Below are 21,414 nucleotides of genomic sequence, written 5' to 3'. Positions count from 1 at the left end.
CAGAACCGGACGAACGCGGGTGAAAGTACCCCTCGGGCCCTCGGCGCCGACGTCCAGCGGGCCTACGATCGCGGGAGCGGCACCTGTGCCGGGCCGACGACGGCAGGGCGACGAGATGGCTTCGAACGAGGACGGCAGGGCGGCCCAGGGCGGCGCGGACCCCACGGTGGTCGGCGGTGTCGTCGCCGCGGTCCTCGGGGTGGTCGCGGCCGTCGCGATCGGCGGCACTGGGACGGGGAGCACGTCGGACGCGCCGCCGTTCACCGCGTCCCCGGTCCCCGCGGCGGCGCCCGTCACGCAGACGGGCGCGCTGCCCCTGTGCGGGTTCCCCCGCCTCGAGCAGGTGACCGACGACGGCGTCGACCCCGAGTCGCTGGACGGGATCCGCACGGTCGTCGACGACGTCGTGACGCTCGACGACGGCGAGCTCGTCACGTTCCGCGTGCTCGACGGCGCGGCGTACGTGCTGGAGTGGGACCGCGAGGCGACGTACACCGTGACGCGCTACGACCTCGCGACCGGGGACGCGGAGGCGACGACGCCGGTCGAGCTCGACTGGGACGGCGCGAGCGAGACGTTCCGCACGGACTCCTTCGAGGTCGACCCGGACGGGAGCGTGTACCTCCTCGACACGCTCATGCACCGCCGCGACCTGCTCAAGGTCGCGCCCGAGGGGACCACGACCTGGTCGACGACGATCCCCGAGGGGGAGCACACGGCGGGCGACCTGCTCGACCTGTACGGGACGGTGCGCTGGACGGCCGACGGCGGCACCGTCGTCGGCGTCCAGGAGGCGGGCGAGGTCCTGCACGAGGTGTCGGGCGACGGAGAGCTCCTCACGGACACCCCGTTCGAGGGCGCCGTCCTCGCGCAGCTCCCGGACGGCACGGCCCTGGTCCAGACCGACGTGCGCGACGACGAGCGCCGCACGCTCGACCTGCGCGCCGTCGGGCCGGGCGGCGACGACCCGGCCTTCCACCTGGGCGCCTCGTGGGAGCGCGGGCGACCGTTCGGCGTGCCGCGCGTGCCGTGGCTCGACGACACGACGGGCGTGACCACCGGGCCCTCGTCCGGGCCCGAGGGGGACGGCCTCGTCGTCGCCGACGAGAACCTCGGGTTCCGGTGGTGGGGGAGCGACGGCGTGTTCCGCGGCGTGTGGCCGGACACGCACAAGGACCTCGAGCAGCCGTTCGCGCTGTGGGAGAGCACGCCGGTGCTGCGCGACGGCACCGCCGGGGACGCGCCGTACTACGTGCTCACGCACGGAGACGAGGGCGGGTTCGCGATCACGGAGATCTCGGCCGACCGCATGGCGTACCAGCTCGGCGCGCCGGTGAAGTACAACGCGGCGAACGAGGAGCTGTTCGGCGGGCTCGGGCTCGGCGCCGGGCTGCTCGTGGACGCGCCCTACGGCGTCTTCCCCGACGGGACCGCGCCGCGCGTGGTCGCCGCGTTCGACGACGCGTGGGGCGCCGCCGCCGGGACGTACCGCCTGCGCTACCAGGTGCGCGGCGACCCGCGCGTGTGGGACCCGGTGGTCGGCGAGGAGACCCTCGTCGACCTCCCCGCGGACGGCGGCGACCTCCCGCTCGACCTGCCGCCGACGCGGCCGGGGGTGTACGAGGTCGACGCCGCGCTGGTCGACACCGCGACGGGCGAGCCCGTCTCGGGGACGTGCCTGCGCTACACCGTGGCCGCGCCGGGCAGCGGCCTCGACCCGGCGGCGCTCGCGGACGGCGCGGACTGGGGCGGCGCGGGGCCGCTGCGCGGCGTGCAGCTCGCGGACCAGCTCGGCGTGGGCAGCCACCGCACGCAGCTCGACTTCGGGGCGATCGTGCCGGACCCGACGGCCGAGCCGGACGCCGACGCGCTCGTCTGGGACTCGCTGCCGAACGCGGCGTTCGCGCCCGACGCGGAGGAGGGCGAGGAGCCCGCCGCCGTCGACCCGTTCGCCGAGCTCGCCGCCGCCGCGGAGCTCGCGGACGAGTCGGGCGTGATCCTCACGCTGCAGCTCGGCTCGGGCGGGGAGGCGGAGCGGGCGGCGGCGGAGGCCGGGACGTGGGAGGGCTGGGCGCGCGAGATCGTCGCGGCGGTGCACGAGCACGCGCCGCAGATCCGCTACTGGCAGCCGTGGAACGAGCCCAACAACACCGGGTACGAGGACGCGGCCGCCTACGAGGAGGAGGTGGGTGCGCCGTTCGCCGCGGGCGCGCGCGCCGCGTCCGCGGACGTCGTGGTGGTCGGTGGGAACACGCTCGGGATCGAGCCCGCGTGGTGGGCCGACCTGGTCGCCGCGGGCGGGTGCGACTCGCTCGACGTCGTCGGCATCCACCCCTACACCGGGTTCAACCGGTCGTGGGAGGAGGAGGGGTTCTCCGCGGACGGCGCCGAGGTGGACCGGCTGCGCGACGCGGTCGCCGCGTGCGGCGACGTCCCCGTGTGGGACACCGAGACCGGCTGGTGGTCCGACGGCGTCGCGAACTTCTGGGCGGGCGGGTCCGACGTCGTGCGCAAGCTCCTCTGGTACGGGCTGGAGGACGTCGACGAGTGGACGTACTTCTTCTCCGAGGGCGGGTTCGGCGAAGAGGGGAACTCCTGGTCGCTGCTCCAGTACGGGCAGTACGTGAAGCCCGCCGGGGCGGCGTTCGCGGCGAGCGCGGCGTTCCTCGACGGGTTCGGGCCGCCCGAGGCGGTGGCGACCGGGACACCCGGGGTGCACGCCGTGCGCGCGCCCGGGACGGGCGAGGTCGAGGGCGCCGAGCTGCTCGCCCTGTGGAGCGAGGACCTGTCCACCACCGTGCGGCTCACGGCGCCGGGCGGCGCGGTCACCGTGACCGCGCGCGACCCGTACGGCGCCGAGCGCGGCCTGGAGGTCCCCTCCGGGGGCGTCGAGGTCCCGGTGAACGGCGCGCCCGTCCTGCTCGTCGCGCCCGCGGGCACGGCGCTCGAGGTCGCCCCCGTCGAGGAGTTCGGCGACGACGTCCTCGAGGGTCGGCCCGTGACCGCGACGTCGACGCACGAGGACGCGAGCGACCCCGACGTCGTCACGTCCGGCACCTTCGCCGTGCGCGAGCCCTGGCGGTCGGGGCGCCTGGCCGACGGGTCCGTCGACGAGGCGCCCGGCGTCGAGGTCACGACCGACGGCCCGCGCACGATCGACCGCGTCGCCGTCGCGACGGCCGGCATCCGGTGCTGCACGTCGGGCCTGCGCGACTACACCGTCTCGGTCCGCACGCCCGACGGCGCGTGGCGGGACGTGGCGCAGCAGACCGACCAGTTCCTCGACCGCGTCGCGCTCTTCACGTTCGAGCCCGTCGAGGTCACGGCGGTGCGAGTGACGCTCCCGATGACGACCGAGCGCGACGTTCCCGTGCTCGCGGCGAACTACACCGGGATCGTCGGCGGGCTGCACCCCGACTTCATCCCGCTCGCGACGGAGAGCGAGTGGATCGCGACGATCAGTGCGGTCCAGGCGTGGGAGCCGGCAGGGTGAGCGCCGTCACCGGGGCGCGGGCGCCGTCAGCCGCGTGCGGCGACCGCGCGCCAGATCGCGGCGTGCTGCGCGGCGCTGCGCTCCCACGTGAACGTGGCGGCGCGCTCGCGCCCGCGCCCGACGAGCGCCTCGACCTCGGCGTCGCGCGTCGTCACCCACAGCAGGGCCTCCGCGAGGCTCGCGCCGTCCGGCTCGGCGAGCACGCCGCCGTCGCCCACGACCTCGGGCAGCGAGCTCGTGCGGGCCGCGACCACGGGGACGCCCGCGGCCATCGCCTCCAGGGCGGGGAGCCCGAAGCCCTCGTAGCGCGACGGCACGACGACGGCCGCGGCGCCCGCGACGAGCCCCGGCATGAGCTCGCCCGGCAGGCGACCGACGAGCCGCGTGCCAGGGAGGTCCGCGAACAGCGCGGTGCGGCGCGGGTGCGGCGGCCCGCTCATGACGAGCGTGAGGTCGGGGCGCGCGGAACGGACGGCGGTCCACGCCACCGCGAGCTCCTCGAGGTTCTTGCGCCGCGACGCGCCCCCCGCGTGCAGCACGTACGGGCCGTCCACGCCGAGCGCGGCGAGGCGCTCGCGGGGGAGCGGCGCGGCGGAGAAGTAGACCGGGTCGACGCCGTTGTAGGCCACGGAGGGTCGTTCGGCGAGCCCGAGGACGTCGGCCGCCTCGTCCGCGCTGAACTCCGACACGCACACGACGGCCGCCGCGCGGCGGACCTCCTCGGCGGCCGCACGCACCGGCGCGGACTCGTCGTCGTAGCGCCACGACACGACGTCCTGCACGGCGACGACGTCGCGCGTCGGGTGCGGCGGCAGGTCGAGCCCCACGCGGTGCACGACGGCGCCGCGCGGGTAGACCGCGCGGCCGACGGCCCGGCGCACCGCGGGGCTCGCGGAGCCGAGCCGACCGAGAGGGAGCCGGTGGGTACCGGCGAGCGGGGAGCGGAGCGAGCGGAAGACGGCGCGGTCGACGGACCAGGCGCTCGCTCCGGCACGTCCGTCCGCGAGCGCCTCCGCCGCGCGCGCCGCGACCTCCTCCTGGTACACCTGGGCCCCCATCGGGACCTCGACCGCGACGGTCGCGACGACGAGCTGCGGCATCGGGCAGGTCCCCCTCGGGGCGTGGTGCGCGGCGGGTGCGGCACGGTCGGGACGACCGGAGCGGTCGGTAGAGTGGCCCACTCTAGTGGCGCGGACGCCCCGCCGGACCTGCGGGAGCGGGTGATGAGCGGGTGATCGTGGACCGGGCGCGGGCCGTCCCGCGAGAGGGTGAGGGACGCATGGCAGGGCGTCGCCGGGTGGCGCTGGTCGCGAGCTCGTTCGACCCGCACACCGGGGGTGTCGAGTCGCACGTGCGCCACGTCGCGCGCGTGCTGGCGGCGCGCGGGAGCGCGGTGGAGGTCTGGACCGTCGACCGCGGCGAGCGCCTCGGCACGCGCCGCGTCGACGGCGTCCTCGTGCGGTACCTGCCGACCCCGCAGCCGTCGAGCAGGCCTGGCGACGTCGCCCGGTTCGCCCTCTCGGCGCCCGGGGCGGCGCTGGCCTGGGGCTGGGCGTTCCGGTCGTTCCGGCCGGACGTGCTGCACGTGCAGTGCTTCGGCCCCAACGGCGCGTACGCGCTCGGCCTGCGCACGCTCACCCGCACGCCGCTCGTGGTCAGCTCGCACGGGGAGACCTTCGCGGACGACCACGCGGTGTTCGAGCACTCGCGGCTGCTGCGCGCGGCGCTCGAGCGCTCGATCGGCGTCGCGGGCGCGGTGACGGGATGCTCGCGCGTCGTCGCGGACGACCTGGTCCGCTTCGGCGCGCCGGACGCCGTGGTCGTCCCGAACGGCGTCGACCTGGCCGGGCACGACGTCGCCGGGCACGACGTCGCCGGGCACGACCTGGCCGAGCACCGTCCGGAGGACGACGCCGCGGCGGGGGAGCCCGCGCGGTCGCCGGTGCGCGAGCCCGTGGTCGTCGCGGTGGGACGGATCGAGCACGTCAAGGGGTTCGACCTGCTCGTGGACGCCTTCGCGTCGTCGGCGCTGCGCGACCGGGCGCGGCTCGTCGTCGTCGGCGACGGGAGCGAGGCGGCCGCGCTGCGCCGCCGGGTCGCGTCGGCGGGGCTGACCGACCGCGTCGAGCTCCCTGGGCGGCTGGACCCGGCCGAGGTGGCGGCCCGCCTCGCGGGCGCGGACGTGGTCGTCGTGCCGAGCCGTGCGGACGCCGCCCCGCTCGTCGTCCTCGAGGCGTGGCGGTCCGGGCGGCCGCTCGTGGCGACCGTGCGCGGCGGGCCTCCGGAGATCGTCACCGACGGCGTCGACGGCGTGCTCGTGGATCCCCAGGACACGCAGGCGCTCGCCGCCGCCGTGCTCGGCCTGCTCGACGACCCGGAGCGGGCGGAGCGGATCGGGGCCGCCGGCCGCCGGCGGGTCGAGGACTTCACCTGGGAGCGCGTCGTCGACCGGTACGAGGACCTCTACGCGGGGCTCGCCGCGGTCAGGCCGCGGGGTCGCCGACCCGGGGAGGATCGGGCGTCCCGTCGGTGACGGTGGGAGGCGCCGCCGGGCGCTCGCCCGCCGCGCGGGCTCCCCGCGGGACGTCGAGCAGCCACACGACGGCGACCGTGACGGCCGCCGCGACGAGCAGCGAGCCGACGACGTCGCTCGGCCGGTGCGCGTACGTCACGACGGAGGCGAGGGCGGCGGCCGCCGTCACGCCGAGCCCGGCCCAGCCCGCGACCGCGCGCGACGCCGGCCACGGCCACAGGAGCCAGATCGCGACGCACAGGCCGCCGACCACCGCGACGTGACCGCTCGGGAAGGTCTGGTAGGCGTAGCCGTGCTCCCCGAGGTCGGGCCGCACGAGGACCTCGCGGAGCCCGAGCGCGATCCCGACCGTCCCGAGCACCACGAGGACGGCGGCGAGGAGGTCGCGCCACGCGCGGCGCACGAGCGCGACCACGCCCAGGACGGCGACGGCGGCCGCGCACGCCACCGGGAGGCCCCGGCGCAGCGCCCCGGCGACGTCGCGCCCGGCGTCGTGCAGGGGAGCGAGGGTCCGGAACGCCCCGGCGTCGGCCTGCTGCCCGGCGACGGTGAGGTGGGAGGCGGCCCAGAGCGCGACGAAGACCGCGACGAGCAGCGCGAGCAGCACGAGCGGTACGGACGAGCGAGACCGGGCCGGCACACGGTCCGGCGCCGCGGAGGTGGGCACGCCCCGAGCATGACGGAGCGGTGGGGACCGTGTCACCGGTCGCGGGAGGGTGACGCCGGGTGAAAACGTCGCCTCCCCGGTCGACCGCCGCCGGTCGCCGTGTGGGCGCCGAGGCGTACGCTGGGAGCCGTCGTCCTGCACGGCCCCAGCCCGGACCCGCTCACCGCCCTCGGAGAGCCTCGGTCCGGGCCGTTCGTGCTGCCCTGTCGTGTCCTCAGCCGTCCGGAACCGTCCTCGACCCGGGCCCGCCCCGCGCGTGGCCGCCGACGCCACCGACCACCGTCCTCGGAGGGACCCCACCGCATGAACCTCACCGGCATCCTGCCCGCGCTGCTCGCCGACCCCGCCGCGACGGCGGCGGTCGAGCACGTGCGCGCCCGTGGCGAGGCGGACGTGGTCGGCCCGGCTGGCGCGCGCCCGCCGTTGCTCGCCGCGATGGCGGGGGCGCGGGCGACGGGGCCGGTCGACGGGGCAGGCGACCGGGCGTCGTCCGGCACGGTGTGGGCGCCCGGGTCGCGCCCGCTCGTCGTGGTGACGGCGACCGGGCGCGACGCCGACGAGCTCGCGGCGAGCGTGCGCGCCTACCTGCCGGACGAGCTGGCGGACCTGGTCGCGGTCCTGCCGAGCTGGGAGACGCTGCCGCACGAGCGGCTGAGCCCGCGCGCGGACACCGTCGCCAAGCGCATCGCCGTGTTCCGTCGCCTGGCGCACCCGGACCCGGAGGTCGGGCCGTCGGGCCCCGTCCGCGTGCTCGTCATGCCGGTGCGCGCGCTCCTGCAGCCCGTCGTCGACGGGCTGGGCGAGCTCGAGCCGGTCGAGCTGCACGCCGGGTCGACGGCAGACCTGACCGACGTCGCGGAGCGGCTCGTCGCGGCGGCGTACACGCGCGTGGACATGGTCGAGCGCCGCGGCGAGTTCGCCGTGCGCGGCGGCATCCTCGACGTGTTCCCGCCCACCGAGGACCACCCGCTGCGCGTGGAGTTCTGGGGCGACGAGGTGTCGGAGATCCGCTGGTTCGCGGTCGCGGACCAGCGCAGCCTCGAGATCGCGGAGCACGGGCTGTGGGCGCCGCCGTGCCGCGAGATCCTGCTCACCGAGTCCGTGCGGGCGCGCGCGGCGGCGCTCGTCGAGCAGCTGCCGGGCGCGGTCGAGATGCTCGACAAGCTGGCCGCGGGCGTCGCGGTCGAGGGCATGGAGTCGCTGGCGCCGGTGCTCGTCGACCGGATGGTCCCCGTCCTCGAGCTCGTGCCCGACGACGCGCTGCTCGTGCTGGACGACGCCGAGCGGGTCCGCCGTCGCGCGCACGACCTCGTCGCGACCACGGAGGAGTTCCTCGCGGCCGCCTGGACGGGCGCGGTCGCGGGCGGGGCGTCGCCGCTCGACCTGTCGGCGGCGTCGTTCGAGACCTTCGCGGAGGTCCGTGCGGTCGCCCAGCGCCGCGGCCTGGGCTGGTGGACGCTCTCGTCGTTCGCGCTCGACAACCCGGACCTCGACCTGCCGACGGACGCGGCCGCCGACCCCGGTGCGCGGGCCGCGGACGGCGCGGGCGCGTCGTCGGGCACCACCGCCGCGCACGTGGGCGAGAGCGCGGACGGCGTCCCGACCTTCACGCTCGGCGCGCGCGACGTCGAGTCGTACCGCGGCGACGTCTCGCGCGCGCTGGACGACGTGCGCGGGCTGCAGCACGCGGGCTGGCGCCTAGTGCTCACGACCGAGGGCCACGGGCCCGCCAAGCGCATGGTCGAGCAGCTCGGGGCGGTGGACACGCCCGCGCGCCTCGTGCCGCGCCTCGACGACGAGCCCGAGGGCGGCATCGTCCTCGTCACCCCGGCCATGGTCGGCAAGGGCTTCGTCGCGCCGGAGCTGCGCCTCGCCGTCTTCTCCGAGGCCGACCTCACGGGCCGGGCGGGCACGAGCACGCGCGACATGCGCAAGATGCCGAGCCGGCGCCGCAACGTCGTCGACCCGCTGCAGCTCAAGGCGGGCGACTTCGTCGTGCACGAGCAGCACGGCGTGGGGCGGTTCGTCGAGCTCGTGCAGCGCACGCTCGGCACGGGCGGCAACGCGGCGACGCGCGAGTACCTCGTCATCGAGTACGCGTCGTCGAAGCGGGGCCAGCCCGGGGACCGGCTGTTCGTCCCGATGGACCAGCTCGACCAGGTCACCAAGTACACGGGCGGCGAGTCCCCGAGCCTCAACAAGATGGGCGGGGCCGACTGGGCGAAGACGAAGACCCGCGCGCGCAAGCACGTCAAGGAGATCGCGGGCGAGCTCATCCGTCTGTACTCGGCGCGCATGGCGACGCAGGGGCACGCTTTCGGCGCCGACACGCCGTGGCAGCGCGAGCTCGAGGACGCGTTCGCGTACGTCGAGACGCCGGACCAGCTCGCGACGATCGACGAGGTCAAGGCGGACATGGAGAAGACGGTCCCCATGGACCGGCTCGTGTGCGGCGACGTCGGCTACGGCAAGACCGAGATCGCGATCCGCGCGGCGTTCAAGGCCGTCCAGGACGGCAAGCAGGTCGCGGTGCTCGTCCCGACGACGCTCCTGGTCCAGCAGCACCTCGAGACGTTCTCGGAGCGGTACGCGGGCTTCCCCGTCACGGTGAAGGCGCTCTCGCGCTTCCAGACGGCCAAGGAGTCCGAGGAGACGATCGAGGGGCTGCGGCTGGGGAAGGTCGACGTCGTCATCGGCACCCACCGGCTCATCACGGGCAGCATCCGGTTCAAGGATCTCGGGCTCGTCATCATCGACGAGGAGCAGCGGTTCGGCGTCGAGCACAAGGAGACGCTCAAGCAGCTGCGCACCAACGTGGACGTGCTCGCCATGTCCGCGACCCCGATCCCGCGCACGCTCGAGATGGCCGTCACGGGCATCCGGGAGATGTCGACGCTCGCGACGCCGCCCGAGGAGCGCCACCCCGTGCTCACCTACGTGGGTGCGTACGAGGAGAAGCAGATCGCGGCGGCGCTGCGCCGCGAGCTCCTGCGCGAGGGCCAGGTGTTCTACGTGCACAACAAGGTCGAGACGATCGACCGCACCGCGTCACGGCTGCGCGAGCTCGTGCCCGAGGCCCGCGTGGGCGTGGCCCACGGCAAGATGAACGAGCACCAGCTCGACCAGGTGATCCGGGCGTTCTGGGAGAAGGAGCTCGACGTCCTCGTCTGCACGACGATCATCGAGACCGGACTCGACATCTCCAACGCGAACACGCTCATCCTCGAGCGCGCGGACATGCTGGGGCTCTCGCAGCTCCACCAGCTCCGCGGCCGCGTGGGCCGTGGCCGGGAGCGCGCGTACGCGTACTTCCTCTACCCGCCGGAGCGGCCGCTCACCGAGACGGCGCACGACCGCCTCGCGACCATCGCCGCGCACACCGACCTCGGCGCCGGCATGCAGGTCGCGATGAAGGACCTCGAGATCCGCGGCGCGGGCAACCTGCTCGGGGGCGAGCAGTCCGGGCACATCGCGGGCGTCGGGTTCGACCTCTACGTGCGCATGGTGGGGGAGGCCGTCGCGAACTACCGGGGCGACGGCCCCGAGGAGCAGCCGGAGATCTCCATCGAGCTCCCGGTCGACGCGCACCTGCCCGAGTCGTACATCGCGACCGAGCGGCTGCGGCTCGAGGCGTACAAGAAGATCGCCGCCGCGACCGACGCGCCCGAGCTCGCCGAGGTGCGGGCCGAGCTCGTGGACCGGTACGGCGCGCTGCCCGACGTCGCGTCGGCGTTGTTCGACGTCGCGGACTTCCGCAACCACGCGCGCCGCGCGGGGCTCACGGACGTCACGGCGCAGGGCAAGTTCATCCGGTTCGCGCCGGTCGACCTCGCGGAGTCGGCGCAGCTCCGGCTCAAGCGCCTGTACCCGGGCACGCTGCTCAAGCCCGCGATCCGCGCGTTCCTCGTCCCGTACCCGACGACGGCGCGCATCGGCGGCCGCCCGCTGCGCGGTGCCGAGGTGCTCACGTGGGCGCGCCAGCTCATCGACGCCGTGGTCCTCGGCGAGGTGAGCGCGGCGGCGACGGTAGGAACATCCTCCCGCTGAGGACCCGCTACCCCCGCCGAGCATGCGGTCGTGGCCCGTCCCGACGCCGGGACGGGCCACGACCGCATGCTCGGGGTCGGCCCGGTGTCAGGGCTTGCGGCCGTCGAGGAAGTAGGCGATGGGCCCGACCCAGTTGACGAGCAGCGCGAGCCCCCACGCGAGCTTGGTGCCGTTGACCTGCTCCGCCGGGCGGCGCAGCAGGTCGCGGTACGCCGCGGCGGTGAGCGTGACCTGTGCTGCGCCCACGACCCCGACGGCGATCTTCTGACCCCGGGTCAGGTCCTTCCAGCGGCGCTTGGTCCCCATGTCGTCTCCTCCCGTGGTGCGTACCGCTCGACGCTATGCCGTCCGGGCGCACGGTGCACGGCCCGCGGGATGCCGCGAGCCGGGAGTGCTCGGTGTCAGACGGTCGGCGCCCTGGTGGAGAACCCGCGCCCCCGGGCGAGCGCTGCACTCTCGGCCGAGCGACGCACCCCGACGTGCGTCACCCGGCCGCGAGCGCATCGCTCGGCGCGGGCGCGTCGACCGACCGCGCGACGCCACCGGTGGCGCACACGAGGGTCGTGACAGCGCGTCCGCGGATCTGTAAGGTTGCAGCAATATCCGGAAACTCTCTGCAACGCTGCCGAGTCCCGGACGCGCCCGACACCCCGGGGCGCAGTCAGCACCGCGTGGCCGCACGCGCTCGATGCCGAGCGCGCCGTCGGCCGCAGCACCTCGAAGGAGCAGCAATGACGCGCACCACCGACCCCGCCGGTCCGCCGGCACCTACCCCCGCAGCGGCGCCCGGCGCCCGTCGCGCTCTCGGGCGCACGGTCCGGCGCGACGGTCGCCTGCGGCGCGTCGTCGCCGCCGCGGCGTCGGCCGCCCTCGCGCTCGGGGCGGCGCTCGCCGCCACGGTCCCGGTCGCCGCGCCCGTCGCGGCGGCACCGCCCGTGCCGACGCCCGTCGTCGACTCCCCGAACGGCCGGGGCGACGTGATCCTCAACCTCTTCCAGTGGACATGGGACTCCGTGGCGGCCGAGTGCACCAGCACCATCGGCCCGGCCGGGTTCGGCTACGTCCAGGTCTCACCGCCGCAGGAGACCATCCAGGGCACCGCGTGGTGGACCTCCTACCAGCCCGTGAGCTACCGGATCGAGTCGAAGCTCGGCACCCGGGCGGAGTTCAAGAACATGGTCGACACCTGCCGCGCTGCCGGCGTCGGCGTCGTCGCCGACGCGGTCCTCAACCACATGGCGGGGGCGGACCAGGGCGGCGGGACGGGGGTCGCGGGCTCGTCCTACGGCGTCGAGAACTACCCCGGGCTCTACGGGCCGAACGACTTCAACGACTGCAGGGAGAACATCGGCAACCGGTACGGAGACCGGTACGTGGTGCAGAACTGCCGCCTCGTCTCGCTCCAGGACCTGCGGACGGGCTCGGAGTACGTGCGCGGCAAGATCGCGGGCTACCTCAACGACCTGCTCTCCCTCGGCGTCGCCGGGTTCCGCATCGACGCCGCGAAGCACATCCCGGCCGCCGACCTCGCGGCGATCAAGGGGAAGCTCACGAACCCGAACGTCTTCTGGGTGCACGAGGTCATCGGCGCGAGCGGTGAGCCGATCCAGCCCTCGGAGTACCTCGGCTCCGGGGACTCGCACGAGTTCTTCTACGCACGCGACCTCAAGTCCCGGTTCGACGGCCAGATCAAGGACCTGCGCACCATCGGCGACAACAAGCTCCCCTCGGACCGCGCGGGCGTGTTCGTCGACAACCACGACACCGAGCGCAACGGCGAGACCATGAACTACACGTGGGGTGCCAAGTACAAGCTCGCGAACGCGTTCATGCTCTCGTGGCCCTACGGCGCGCCGAGCGTCTACTCGGGCTACACGTGGAACGACAAGGACGCCGGTGCCCCCGGCGCGTCCGCGACGTCCGTGCCGGACGCGAGCTGCTCGAACAGCGCGTGGGTCTGCACGCAGCGCTGGACCGAGATCGCGGGCATGGTCGGCTTCCACAACGCCGTCGCCGGGACCGCGGTGACGAACTGGTGGGACGACGGGAACAACCACGTCGCGTACGGCCGCGGCAGCAAGGGGTACGTGACGATCAACAACACCGCGAACGCCGTCACGCGCACCTATCAGACGTCGCTCCCGGCGGGCACGTACTGCGACGTCGTCGCGTCGAAGGACTGCGCCAAGACGGTCACGGTCTCCGGCTCCGGCGCCTTCACCGCGACGGTCCCCGCCTACGGGGCGCTCGCCCTGCACGTCGGCGCCGTGGACGACGGCGGCACCGGCGGCCCCGGTCCCGTCGACCCGAGCGGCACGACGACCGTCTACTACGCGACCGACAAGGGCTGGAACGCGTACAACGTCCACTACCGCGTCGGCACGGGTGCCTGGACCGCCGTGCCCGGCGTCGCGATGACCGCGGCCTGCACCGGCTGGGTCGCGAAGGAGGTCGCCCTGCCGGACGGCGCGACCGGCGCCGCCGCGACGGTCACGGCAGCGTTCACCAACGGCTCCGGCTCCTGGGACAACAACGGCGGCAAGGACTACTCCCTGGCCGGCGGGGCCGTCGCGGTCTCGGGTGGGACCGTCACGGCGGGCGATCCGTGCGAGGGCGGCGGCGAGGGCCCCGGTCCCGTCGAGGGTCAGGGTGACGCGTCGTTCTCCGTGACGGCGACGACGACGTGGGGGCAGAGCGTGCTCGTCGTCGGGAGCATCCCCGCGCTGGGGTCCTGGGCGCCCGCGAACGGCGTCGCGCTCTCCGCCGCGGGCTACCCCGTCTGGACCGCGACCCTCGACCTGCCGGCCGGGACGACGTTCGCGTACAAGTACGTCAAGCGCGACGGCGGCGGGAACGTCGTCTGGGAGAGCGGCGGCAACCGCACGGCGACGGTCGGCCAGGACGGCTCTGTGACGCTGTCGGACACCTGGAGGTCGTGACCTCGCATCCTCGGCCCCGCCCCGGTCTCACCCAGACCGGGGCGGGTTCGGCGTGGTCAGAGGGGTTGCGGGAAATAGTTCAACCATTGTCTGAACCTGGTGGGTACCCCTAGGGTGTGGCCCGGGCGCGCCGGTGCGCCCGGGGGCGACGTGCCCCGCGCAGCCGATCGCAAGGGAGCGACGACGATGAGACGCACGTGGAGGACCGCCGTGGCGGGGGTGCTCGCCACCCTGGTGGCGGGCGGGGGAGCGAGCGCGGCGACGGGGGTCGATGCGATGGCGGCGACGACGTCCGCCCAAGTCGATAACGATATCGACATCGTTGTGGAGAACGATTTCGAATCCGGGACGAGCGCACCGTGGGCGGCGCGCGGGCCGGTCACCGTCGCGCTGACCGACGCCGAGTCGCACGGCGGGGCCTCGAGTCTCGCGGTGATGGGCCGGGCGGCGGACTGGCACGGCGTCGCGACCGACGCGCTCGCGCTGCTCGAGCCCGGCGTCGCGTACGACGTCGAGGCGTGGGTCAAGCTCCCTGCGGGCACGACCGGGTCGTCGGGGGTCCACTTCACCGTGCAGGAGACCGGCGCGGCGGGCGACGCGTACACCTGGGTCGGCGGGGCCGTCGCGACGACGGCCGGCGGCTGGGTGGAGATCGGCGGGACGTACACCCTGCCCGCCGGCCTCACCGCGGCGTCGCTCTACGTCGAGGCCGCCCCGGTCGCCGGCGCGCACCCGTCGTTCCTGCTCGACGACGTCCGCGTGACGACCGTCGCGACCGGCCCCGGCGACGACGTCGTGCCCGGGGGAGCGGTGAACCCCGTCCCGACGCCGGTGCGCCTCGCCGAGGGGACCGGCGACGTCGCGGCCCTGACGTTCGACGACGGCCCCAACCCCGGCACGACGCCCGCGCTGCTGGACTTCCTCGCGGAGCACGACCTGCACGCGGTGTTCTGCGTCATCGGCCAGAACGTCGAGGCGCCGGGTGGTGCCGAGCTCCTGCGCCGCATCGTCGACGAGGGGCACGTGCTGTGCAACCACTCGACCGGCTACGCCGACATGGGCGCGTGGTCGGCCGACCAGGTGCGCGCCGACCTCGTCGAGAACCTCGGCATCCTGCGCGACGCGCTCGGCGACCCGGAGTACCCGGTCCCGTTCTTCCGCGCGCCGAACGGCTCGTGGGGCGCGACCCCCGAGGTCGCCGTCGCGCTCGGCATGCAGCCGCTCGCCGTCGTCAACACGATCTCCGACTGGGAGACCCAGGACGTCGAGACGCTCACCGCGAACCTGCGGGCCGCGATGAGGCCCGGCGAGGTCGTGCTCGCGCACGACGGCGGCGGCGACCGCGCGGGCACGCTCGCGGCGGTCGAGACGGTCGTCGCCGAGCGGCTCGCGGCCGGCTGGCGGTTCACGTTCCCGGCCGGGACTCCTCCGCGCGGGGGCGACGTCCTGCTGGAGACCGGCTTCGAGGACGGCCTCGGCGGCTGGGTCCCGCGCGCGGGCGACGCGACGACGCCGTCGCTCGACCTCACGGACGTGGCGCACGGCGGCACGCAGGCCGCGGTCGTCTCCGGTCGCGACGGTCAGGGCGACGGCATCGGGCACGACGTGACCGGGCTGCTCGCCGCCGGCACGACGTACGAGCTCAGCGCGTGGGTGCGCTTCGCCGAGGGCCAGCCCGCGGACGACGTGTGGCTCAGCATCGCGCGCACGGTCGACGGCGCGACGTCGTACTCGACGCTCGCCCAGCTCTCGGGGATCACGAGCACGGGGTGGACGCAGATCACCGCGACGTTCCCGGGTGCCGCCGCGGACGAGGCGCTGCTCTACCTGGAGACGGACTACAACGGCGACAACACGAGCGACCTGCTCGTCGACGACGTCGTGCTGCGCGTGCCGCCGCCGCCCGCGGTCGAGGACCTCACGGGCATCAAGGAGACCGTCGACGTCCCGGTCGGCGTCGCGATCGACAGCCGGGAGACCTCGGGCGCGGCGTCCGAGCTGCTCCTGCGTCACTTCGACCAGGTCACGGCCGAGAACCACATGAAGCCCGAGGCCTGGTACGACGAGGACCGCACGTTCCGGACGCACCCCGAGGCCACCGCGCTCATGGACTACGCGGCCGCGCACGACCTGCGCGTCTACGGCCACGTGCTCGTGTGGCACTCGCAGACGCCGGCCTGGTTCTTCGAGGGCGCCGACGGCGCGCCCCTGACGACGTCGGAGGCGGACCGGCAGGTGCTGCGCGACCGCCTGCGGACGCACGTCTTCTCCGTCGCGCAGGCGCTCGCGGACGCCTACGGCCCGTTCGGCGGCGACAACCCGCTCACGGCGTTCGACGTGGTGAACGAGGTCGTGTCGGACGGCGGGGAGAACCCCGACGGTCTGCGCCGCTCGGAGTGGTTCCGGATCCTCGGCGAGGAGTACCTGGACCTCGCGTTCGCGTACGCCGACGAGGCGTTCAACGACGTCTACGCGGACCCGGCGGCGAAGGAGCGCGGGGAGCGGCCGGTCGCGCTGTTCATCAACGACTACAACACCGAGCAGGGCGGCAAGCAGGACCGGTACCACGCGCTCGTCGAGCGGCTCCTCGCGCGCGGGGTGCCCGTCGACGGCGTGGGGCACCAGTTCCACGTGAGCCTCGCGATGCCGGTCTCCGCGCTCGAGGGCGCGATCGAGCGGTTCGCCGACCTGCCCGTGACGCAGGCCGTCACCGAGCTCGACGTCACGACCGGGACCCCGGTCACCCAGGCGTCGCTCGTCGAGCAGGGGTACTACTACCGCGACGCGTTCCGCGTGTTCCGCGCGCACGCCGACGACCTGTACTCCGTCACCGTGTGGGGACTCACCGACGGCCGGAGCTGGCGAGTCGACAGCGGCGCTCCCCTCGTCTTCGACAACGGCCTGAAGGCCAAGCCCGCCTACCACGGCGTGGTCGACGGCGAGCTGCCCGCCCTCCTGCGCACGGCCGACGTGTTCGCCGGGGACGTCGCGCTCGACGGCGACGCCGCGGCGGCCCCGGACTGGCAGCGGCTCCCGCTGCACACGTTCGCCGCGCCGGGCGGGGCCGCCGGGGGAGAGGTCGGGTTCCAGCTCCGCTGGTCGCCCGACCACCTCACGGCGTTCGCGAGCGTCGACGACGCGACCGCCGATGCCGCCGACGCCGTGACGCTCGCGCTCGACGGCGCGGAGTTCGTCGTCCGCCGCGGCGGCGCGACGAGCGCGGAGGTCTCCGCGGAGGTGACCGAGCGCGCGGGCGGGTACGACGTCGTCGCGCACCTCCCGCTCGACGCCGCCGCCGCGGGCGACACGCTCGCGCTCGACGTGCGCGTCACGGACGGCGGGACCGACGCCACGTCCGCGTGGAACACGCCCGGCGCGACGGGCACGCTGCGCCTGCTCGAGGAGCTGTCGTACCTCGAGGTCGCGCGCGCGTCGGCCGCGCCCGCGGTCGACGGCGAGGTCGACGCCGTGTGGGCGGAGGCGAGCGCGCCCGTGACGACCGCGAAGGAGGTCCAGGGGAGCGGCGGCGCGGTCGCGACCGTCCGCACCCTGTGGCGCGACCGGACGCTCTACGTGCTCGCCGAGGTCGCGGACCCCGTGGTGGACGTCAGCGGCTCCGACCCCTGGGTGCAGGACTCCGTCGAGGTCTACGTCGACGCGGGCAACGCCAAGAACGGCGCCTACCGCGACCTCGACACGCAGATCCGGGTGAGCGCCGAGAACGCGGTGTCGTTCGGCACGGGCGACGAGGCGGCGCAGCGCGCCCGCGTCACGAGCGCGACCGCACGGACTGCCGACGGGTACGTCGTCGAGCTCGCGGTCGACCTCGCCGACCAGGGCGGCGAGGGGACGTTCCACGGGCTCGACCTGCAGGTCAACGACGCGTCGGACGGCACCCGCACGGCGATCCGCAACTGGGCCGACCCGTCCGGGGCCGGCTACCAGTCGACGGCCCGCTGGGGCGTCGCACGGCTCGTCGGCGCGGGCGCCGCGCCCGAGGTCGCACTCGACGTCGAGGCGTCGGCGCGCTGCCTCGCGGGCAAGGCCTACGTCGCGGTCCGGGCCACGAACCGCGAGGACGTGCCCGTCGACGTGACGCTCACGACCCCGTACGGGTCGCGGACGTTCGCCGCCGTGGCGCCGGGAGCGAACGCGTACCAGTCGTTCGCGGCCCGCGCGACGTCGGTCCCGGCCGGCACGGCGACGGTCACGGCCGTGCTCGACGGCGGCCAGGTCACCTCGACGCGCGACGTCGCCGTGGAGGCACGCACCTGCTGACCCGCGGAGCGAGTGGTCGTGGCCCGTCCGGGACGTCCGGACGGGCCACGACCGCATGGTCGAACGGGGGCGACAGACGGGAATCACGGGCTTCGCCGAACCTACGATGAACCGGTGACCGCACCCGAGCCCTCGGCCCCTCAGCCCGCGCCCGCGCACGACCCCGCGACCGACCCGCTGCGCGACGTCGTCGCCGTCATGGACCGGCTGTACTCCCCGGGCGGGTGCCCCTGGGACCGCGAGCAGACGCACGAGTCGCTCGTGCGGTACCTGCTCGAGGAGGCGCACGAGCTCGCCGACGCCATCGAGACCGGCGACCGCGCGGGGATGCGCGAGGAGCTCGGCGACCTGCTGCTCCAGGTCCTCTTCCACGCGCGCATCGCGAGCGAGGAGCCGGAGTCGTTCACGGTCGACGACGTCGCCGCCGACCTCACGGCGAAGCTCGTGCGACGCCATCCCCACGTGTTCGCCGACGCCGACGCGACCGACCTCCACGAGCAGTGGGACGCGATCAAGAAGGCCGAGAAGCAGCGCACATCCGTGCTCGAGGGGATCTCGCACACCCAGGGCGCGCTCGCCCGCGCCCAGAAGGTCCTCTCCCGGGCCGGTCGCGGCGGCCTCGGGGACGTCGTCGGGGAGGCGCTCGCGACGCCGCCGGGCGGCGCTCCGGGCGAGGTCGTCGGGGACGGCGAGGGCGCGTCGGCGGACGAGCGGCTGGGGCGCGAGCTGCTCGCCCTCGTCGCGCGCGCCGAGGCGGACGGGCTGGACGCCGAGGCCGCGCTGCGCGGCGAGCTGCGGCGCGTCGAGGGCCAGATCGTCGCGGCCGAGACGGGGCGCGAGGAGGGACCGGTCTGACCGGGACGTTCGTCCCGATCGCCGACGCGCAGGTCCCCGACCGGAGGCCCACGGACCGGACGCAGCGGCGCAGGTCACATCCGGGCACTAGGCTGTGGTCGTAAACCCACCACCGTCGCGGGCGCGCACGCGGCGTCCCGGGTTTCCCTGCCCGGGTCGGCCACACCCCATTCGAAGCGCCCGCAGCCCTGCCCCGAAGGAGCACCTGTGGCCAGCATCGAAGCCGTTGGAGCGCGCGAGATCCTCGACTCCCGCGGAAACCCGACCGTCGAGGTCGAGGTCGTCCTGGACGACGGGACGTTCGCCCGCGCCGGAGTGCCGTCGGGCGCGTCGACCGGTGCGTTCGAGGCCGTCGAGCGTCGTGACGGCGACAAGTCCCGCTACCTGGGCAAGGGCGTCGAGGGCGCGGTCAACGCCGTGATCGACGACATCGCCCCGGAGCTCATCGGCTTCGAGGCCGAGGACCAGCGCCTCATCGACGCCGCCCTCATCGACCTGGACGGCACCCCGAACAAGGGCAAGCTCGGCGCGAACGCGATCCTCGGCGTCTCGCTCGCGGTCGCCAAGGCTGCCGCGAAGAGCGCGGGCCTCGACCTGTACCGCTACGTCGGCGGGCCGAACGCGCACGTCCTGCCCGTGCCGATGATGAACATCCTCAACGGCGGGTCGCACGCCGACTCGAACGTCGACATCCAGGAGTTCATGGTTGCCCCGATCGGCGCGTCCTCGTTCCGCGAGGCGCTGCGCACCGGCGCGGAGGTCTACCACTCCCTGAAGTCCGTGCTCAAGAGCAAGGGCCTCGCGACAGGCCTCGGCGACGAGGGCGGCTTCGCCCCGAACCTGCCGAGCAACCGTGACGCGCTCGACCTCATCCTCGTCGCGATCGAGCAGGCCGGGTTCGTCCCGGGCAAGGACGTGGGCCTGGCGCTCGACGTCGCCGCGACCGAGTTCTTCAAGGACGGCGCCTACCAGTTCGAGGGCAAGGCGACGAGCTCGGACGACATCATCGCGTACTACGAGCAGCTCGTGCGCGACTACCCGCTGGTCTCCATCGAGGACCCGCTGTCCGAGGACGAGTGGGGCGCCTGGTCGCAGCTCGTGGCCGAGGTGGGCGACAAGGTGCAGATCGTCGGCGACGACCTGTTCGTCACCAACCCCGAGCGCCTCGCCAAGGGCATCGAGCTCAAGTCGGCGAACTCGCTCCTGGTCAAGCTCAACCAGATCGGCACGCTCACCGAGACGCTCGACGCCGTCGAGCTCGCGCAGCGCAACGGCTTCACCGCGATGGTGTCGCACCGCTCGGGCGAGACCGAGGACACGACGATCGCCGACCTGTCCGTCGCGACGAACGCCGGCCAGATCAAGACCGGTGCCCCCGCCCGTGGCGAGCGCATCAACAAGTACAACCAGCTCCTGCGCATCGAGGAGGCGCTGGACGACGCCGCGCGCTACGCCGGTCGCGGCGCGTTCCCGCGCTGGACGGTGCAGGGCTGACCCTCGGGTCGCGCAGCACGCCGCCGGGGTGACCCGGCGCCCGGAGCCCGGTGGGCCGCTCGTCGGCCCGCCGGGCTCCGGCGCGTCCGGGACCGGGGCGTGCGGCGAGCACCGGGGTGGCGCCGCAGGTCACGGTCGCGGGTGAAGATGTCGTGTCGATCGGCTCACGTTCGCGGGCGCACCGCGCGTGCTCCCGGGGCCGTGGCTGTCGCGGCAGCACAATCGGGGCATGCCGTCCTCGCGCCGCCCTCCGCGCCCCGGTGCCCCCGCGCGACCGGGGGCCGGACCTGCGCGCGGCGCGTCCGGGTCGAAGCCGAAGCCGGCGCCCCGGTCCGGGTCGACGGCGGCCGGTGCGTCCCGCCCCTCGGCGGCCAAGCCCGCCGCGCCCCCGCCCGCACCGAAGGGTGCGCGACCGACGACCGGGAAGAGCACCACGACGGGCCGGGGGGCCGGGGCGAAGGCCACGTCGTCGGGCGCCCGCCGGCCCGCCACGCGCGCGCCGCGGTCGGCACCGTCGCGCCGCGCCGCGGGGCCCGCCCCCGAGGACCGGCGCCGGAGCCGGTACGGCTTCCTGCTGCCCGAGGTGGTGACGGTCCGGACCCTGGTGCTGTCCGTCGTCGTCCTGCTCGCCGTCGTGCTGCTGCTGCCCACCCTGCGGGCGTACGTCAACCAGACGGGCGAGCTGCGCGAGCTGCGCAACGACCTCGCGCAGGCGCAGACCCAGCACGACGACCTCCAGTCCGAGCTGGACCGCTGGGACGACCAGGCGTACGTCGAGCGCGAGGCGCGGGACCGCCTCAACTTCGTCATGCCGGGCGAGCGGCCGTGGCGCGTGCTCGACCCGGACACCGTGGTCGACGACATCGACCCGCAGACCGGGCGGACGATCACCGACGGCCCGGTGCAGGGCTACGAGGACGGCACACCCTGGTACGAGGCGATCTGGGCGTCGGTGCAGGTCGCGGGCGAGCAGCCGGTGCCGTCGGGCGCGGGCGAGGGCGGCGGACCGGCCGACGACGGGGCCGGCGAGGAGGCCCCGCCCACGGGCGAGGAACCGGCCGGCGACGGCTCGGCGCCGTCGAACGGGGAGAATGGGTGACGCGTCGTC

At 74.9% G+C, this 21,414-nt stretch carries 11 protein-coding genes; 8 read left to right on the top strand and 3 right to left on the bottom strand.

Going from position 1 to position 21,414, the window contains the following annotated elements; translation table 11 throughout:
• Positions 1 to 115 precede the first annotated feature (115 nt).
• Positions 116 to 3,493 carry a hypothetical protein gene (locus JOE63_RS17550; protein WP_204542811.1) on the top strand — a complete coding sequence of 1,126 codons (3,378 nt, stop codon included), beginning with the start codon at positions 116 to 118 and terminating at the stop codon, positions 3,491 to 3,493.
• Between the two features lie 26 nt (positions 3,494 to 3,519).
• Here JOE63_RS17550 and JOE63_RS17545 read toward each other — a convergent pair whose 3' ends face one another.
• Positions 3,520 to 4,593 (bottom strand): glycosyltransferase family 4 protein, encoded by a 1,074-nt coding sequence (locus JOE63_RS17545; RefSeq protein WP_087469697.1) that lies wholly within the window; start codon positions 4,591 to 4,593, stop codon positions 3,520 to 3,522.
• 179 nt (positions 4,594 to 4,772) lie between these two features.
• Here JOE63_RS17545 and JOE63_RS17540 point away from each other — a divergent pair, with 179 nt between their 5' ends.
• Positions 4,773 to 6,026 carry a glycosyltransferase family 4 protein gene (locus tag JOE63_RS17540; protein WP_204542810.1) on the top strand — a complete coding sequence of 418 codons (1,254 nt, stop codon included), beginning with the start codon at positions 4,773 to 4,775 and terminating at the stop codon, positions 6,024 to 6,026.
• Here JOE63_RS17540 and JOE63_RS21510 read toward each other — a convergent pair.
• Positions 5,977 to 6,693 carry a phosphatase PAP2 family protein gene (locus JOE63_RS21510; protein ID WP_204542809.1) on the bottom strand — a complete coding sequence of 239 codons (717 nt, stop codon included), beginning with the start codon at positions 6,691 to 6,693 and terminating at the stop codon, positions 5,977 to 5,979. The two genes, JOE63_RS17540 and JOE63_RS21510, sit on opposite strands and share 50 nt — an antisense overlap.
• A 303-nt stretch (positions 6,694 to 6,996) precedes the next feature.
• Here JOE63_RS21510 and mfd point away from each other — a divergent pair, with 303 nt between their 5' ends.
• A complete protein-coding gene (mfd, locus tag JOE63_RS17530) occupies positions 6,997 to 10,740 on the top strand; it encodes a transcription-repair coupling factor (protein ID WP_087469694.1) in 3,744 nt (1,247 codons plus the stop codon).
• An 87-nt stretch (positions 10,741 to 10,827) separates the two neighbouring features.
• Here the strand turns inward: mfd and JOE63_RS17525 are convergent, their stop codons facing one another.
• A complete protein-coding gene (locus JOE63_RS17525; protein ID WP_087469693.1) occupies positions 10,828 to 11,046 on the bottom strand; it encodes a PLD nuclease N-terminal domain-containing protein in 219 nt (72 codons plus the stop codon).
• Between the two features lie 425 nt (positions 11,047 to 11,471).
• On the opposite strand from JOE63_RS17525, the gene JOE63_RS17520 reads away from it, so the two are divergent.
• From JOE63_RS17520 to JOE63_RS17500, 5 genes are all read left to right on the top strand, one after another.
• Positions 11,472 to 13,679: a carbohydrate-binding module family 20 domain-containing protein gene (locus JOE63_RS17520; RefSeq protein WP_204542808.1), complete on the top strand. Its 2,208-nt coding sequence runs from the start codon at positions 11,472 to 11,474 to the stop codon at positions 13,677 to 13,679.
• A gap of 324 nt (positions 13,680 to 14,003) precedes the next feature.
• Positions 14,004 to 17,957, top strand: coding sequence for an endo-1,4-beta-xylanase (locus JOE63_RS17515; RefSeq protein WP_204542807.1), 3,954 nt, complete (start codon positions 14,004 to 14,006; stop codon positions 17,955 to 17,957).
• 114 nt (positions 17,958 to 18,071) lie between these two features.
• Positions 18,072 to 18,812, top strand: a complete 741-nt coding sequence (locus JOE63_RS17510) for a MazG family protein (protein WP_244286241.1) — start codon at positions 18,072 to 18,074, stop codon at positions 18,810 to 18,812.
• Between the two features lie 207 nt (positions 18,813 to 19,019).
• Complete coding sequence (gene eno / locus JOE63_RS17505) at positions 19,020 to 20,306, top strand: phosphopyruvate hydratase (protein ID WP_204542805.1); 1,287 nt, start codon at positions 19,020 to 19,022, stop codon at positions 20,304 to 20,306.
• A gap of 229 nt (positions 20,307 to 20,535) precedes the next feature.
• Positions 20,536 to 21,405 (top strand): FtsB family cell division protein, encoded by an 870-nt coding sequence (locus tag JOE63_RS17500; RefSeq protein WP_204542803.1) that lies wholly within the window; start codon positions 20,536 to 20,538, stop codon positions 21,403 to 21,405.
• The last annotated feature ends 9 nt before the right edge of the window (positions 21,406 to 21,414 follow it).

The sequence above is a fragment of the Cellulosimicrobium cellulans genome, from assembly GCF_016907755.1.
In the GTDB taxonomy this organism is placed as follows: domain Bacteria; phylum Actinomycetota; class Actinomycetes; order Actinomycetales; family Cellulomonadaceae; genus Cellulosimicrobium; species Cellulosimicrobium cellulans_D.
Note: the sequence above shows the minus strand (reverse complement) of the source record. Positions and strands in the feature narration are given on the sequence as shown.

Coding starts and splice junctions, on each gene's coding strand:
- JOE63_RS17550 (WP_204542811.1), top strand. CDS start 116: ATGGCTTCGAACGAGGACGGCAGGGCGGCCCAGGGCGGCGCGGACCCC.
- JOE63_RS17545 (WP_087469697.1), bottom strand. CDS start 4,593: ATGCCGCAGCTCGTCGTCGCGACCGTCGCGGTCGAGGTCCCGATGGGG.
- JOE63_RS17540 (WP_204542810.1), top strand. CDS start 4,773: ATGGCAGGGCGTCGCCGGGTGGCGCTGGTCGCGAGCTCGTTCGACCCG.
- mfd (WP_087469694.1), top strand. CDS start 6,997: ATGAACCTCACCGGCATCCTGCCCGCGCTGCTCGCCGACCCCGCCGCG.
- JOE63_RS17525 (WP_087469693.1), bottom strand. CDS start 11,046: ATGGGGACCAAGCGCCGCTGGAAGGACCTGACCCGGGGTCAGAAGATC.
- JOE63_RS17520 (WP_204542808.1), top strand. CDS start 11,472: ATGACGCGCACCACCGACCCCGCCGGTCCGCCGGCACCTACCCCCGCA.
- JOE63_RS17500 (WP_204542803.1), top strand. CDS start 20,536: ATGCCGTCCTCGCGCCGCCCTCCGCGCCCCGGTGCCCCCGCGCGACCG.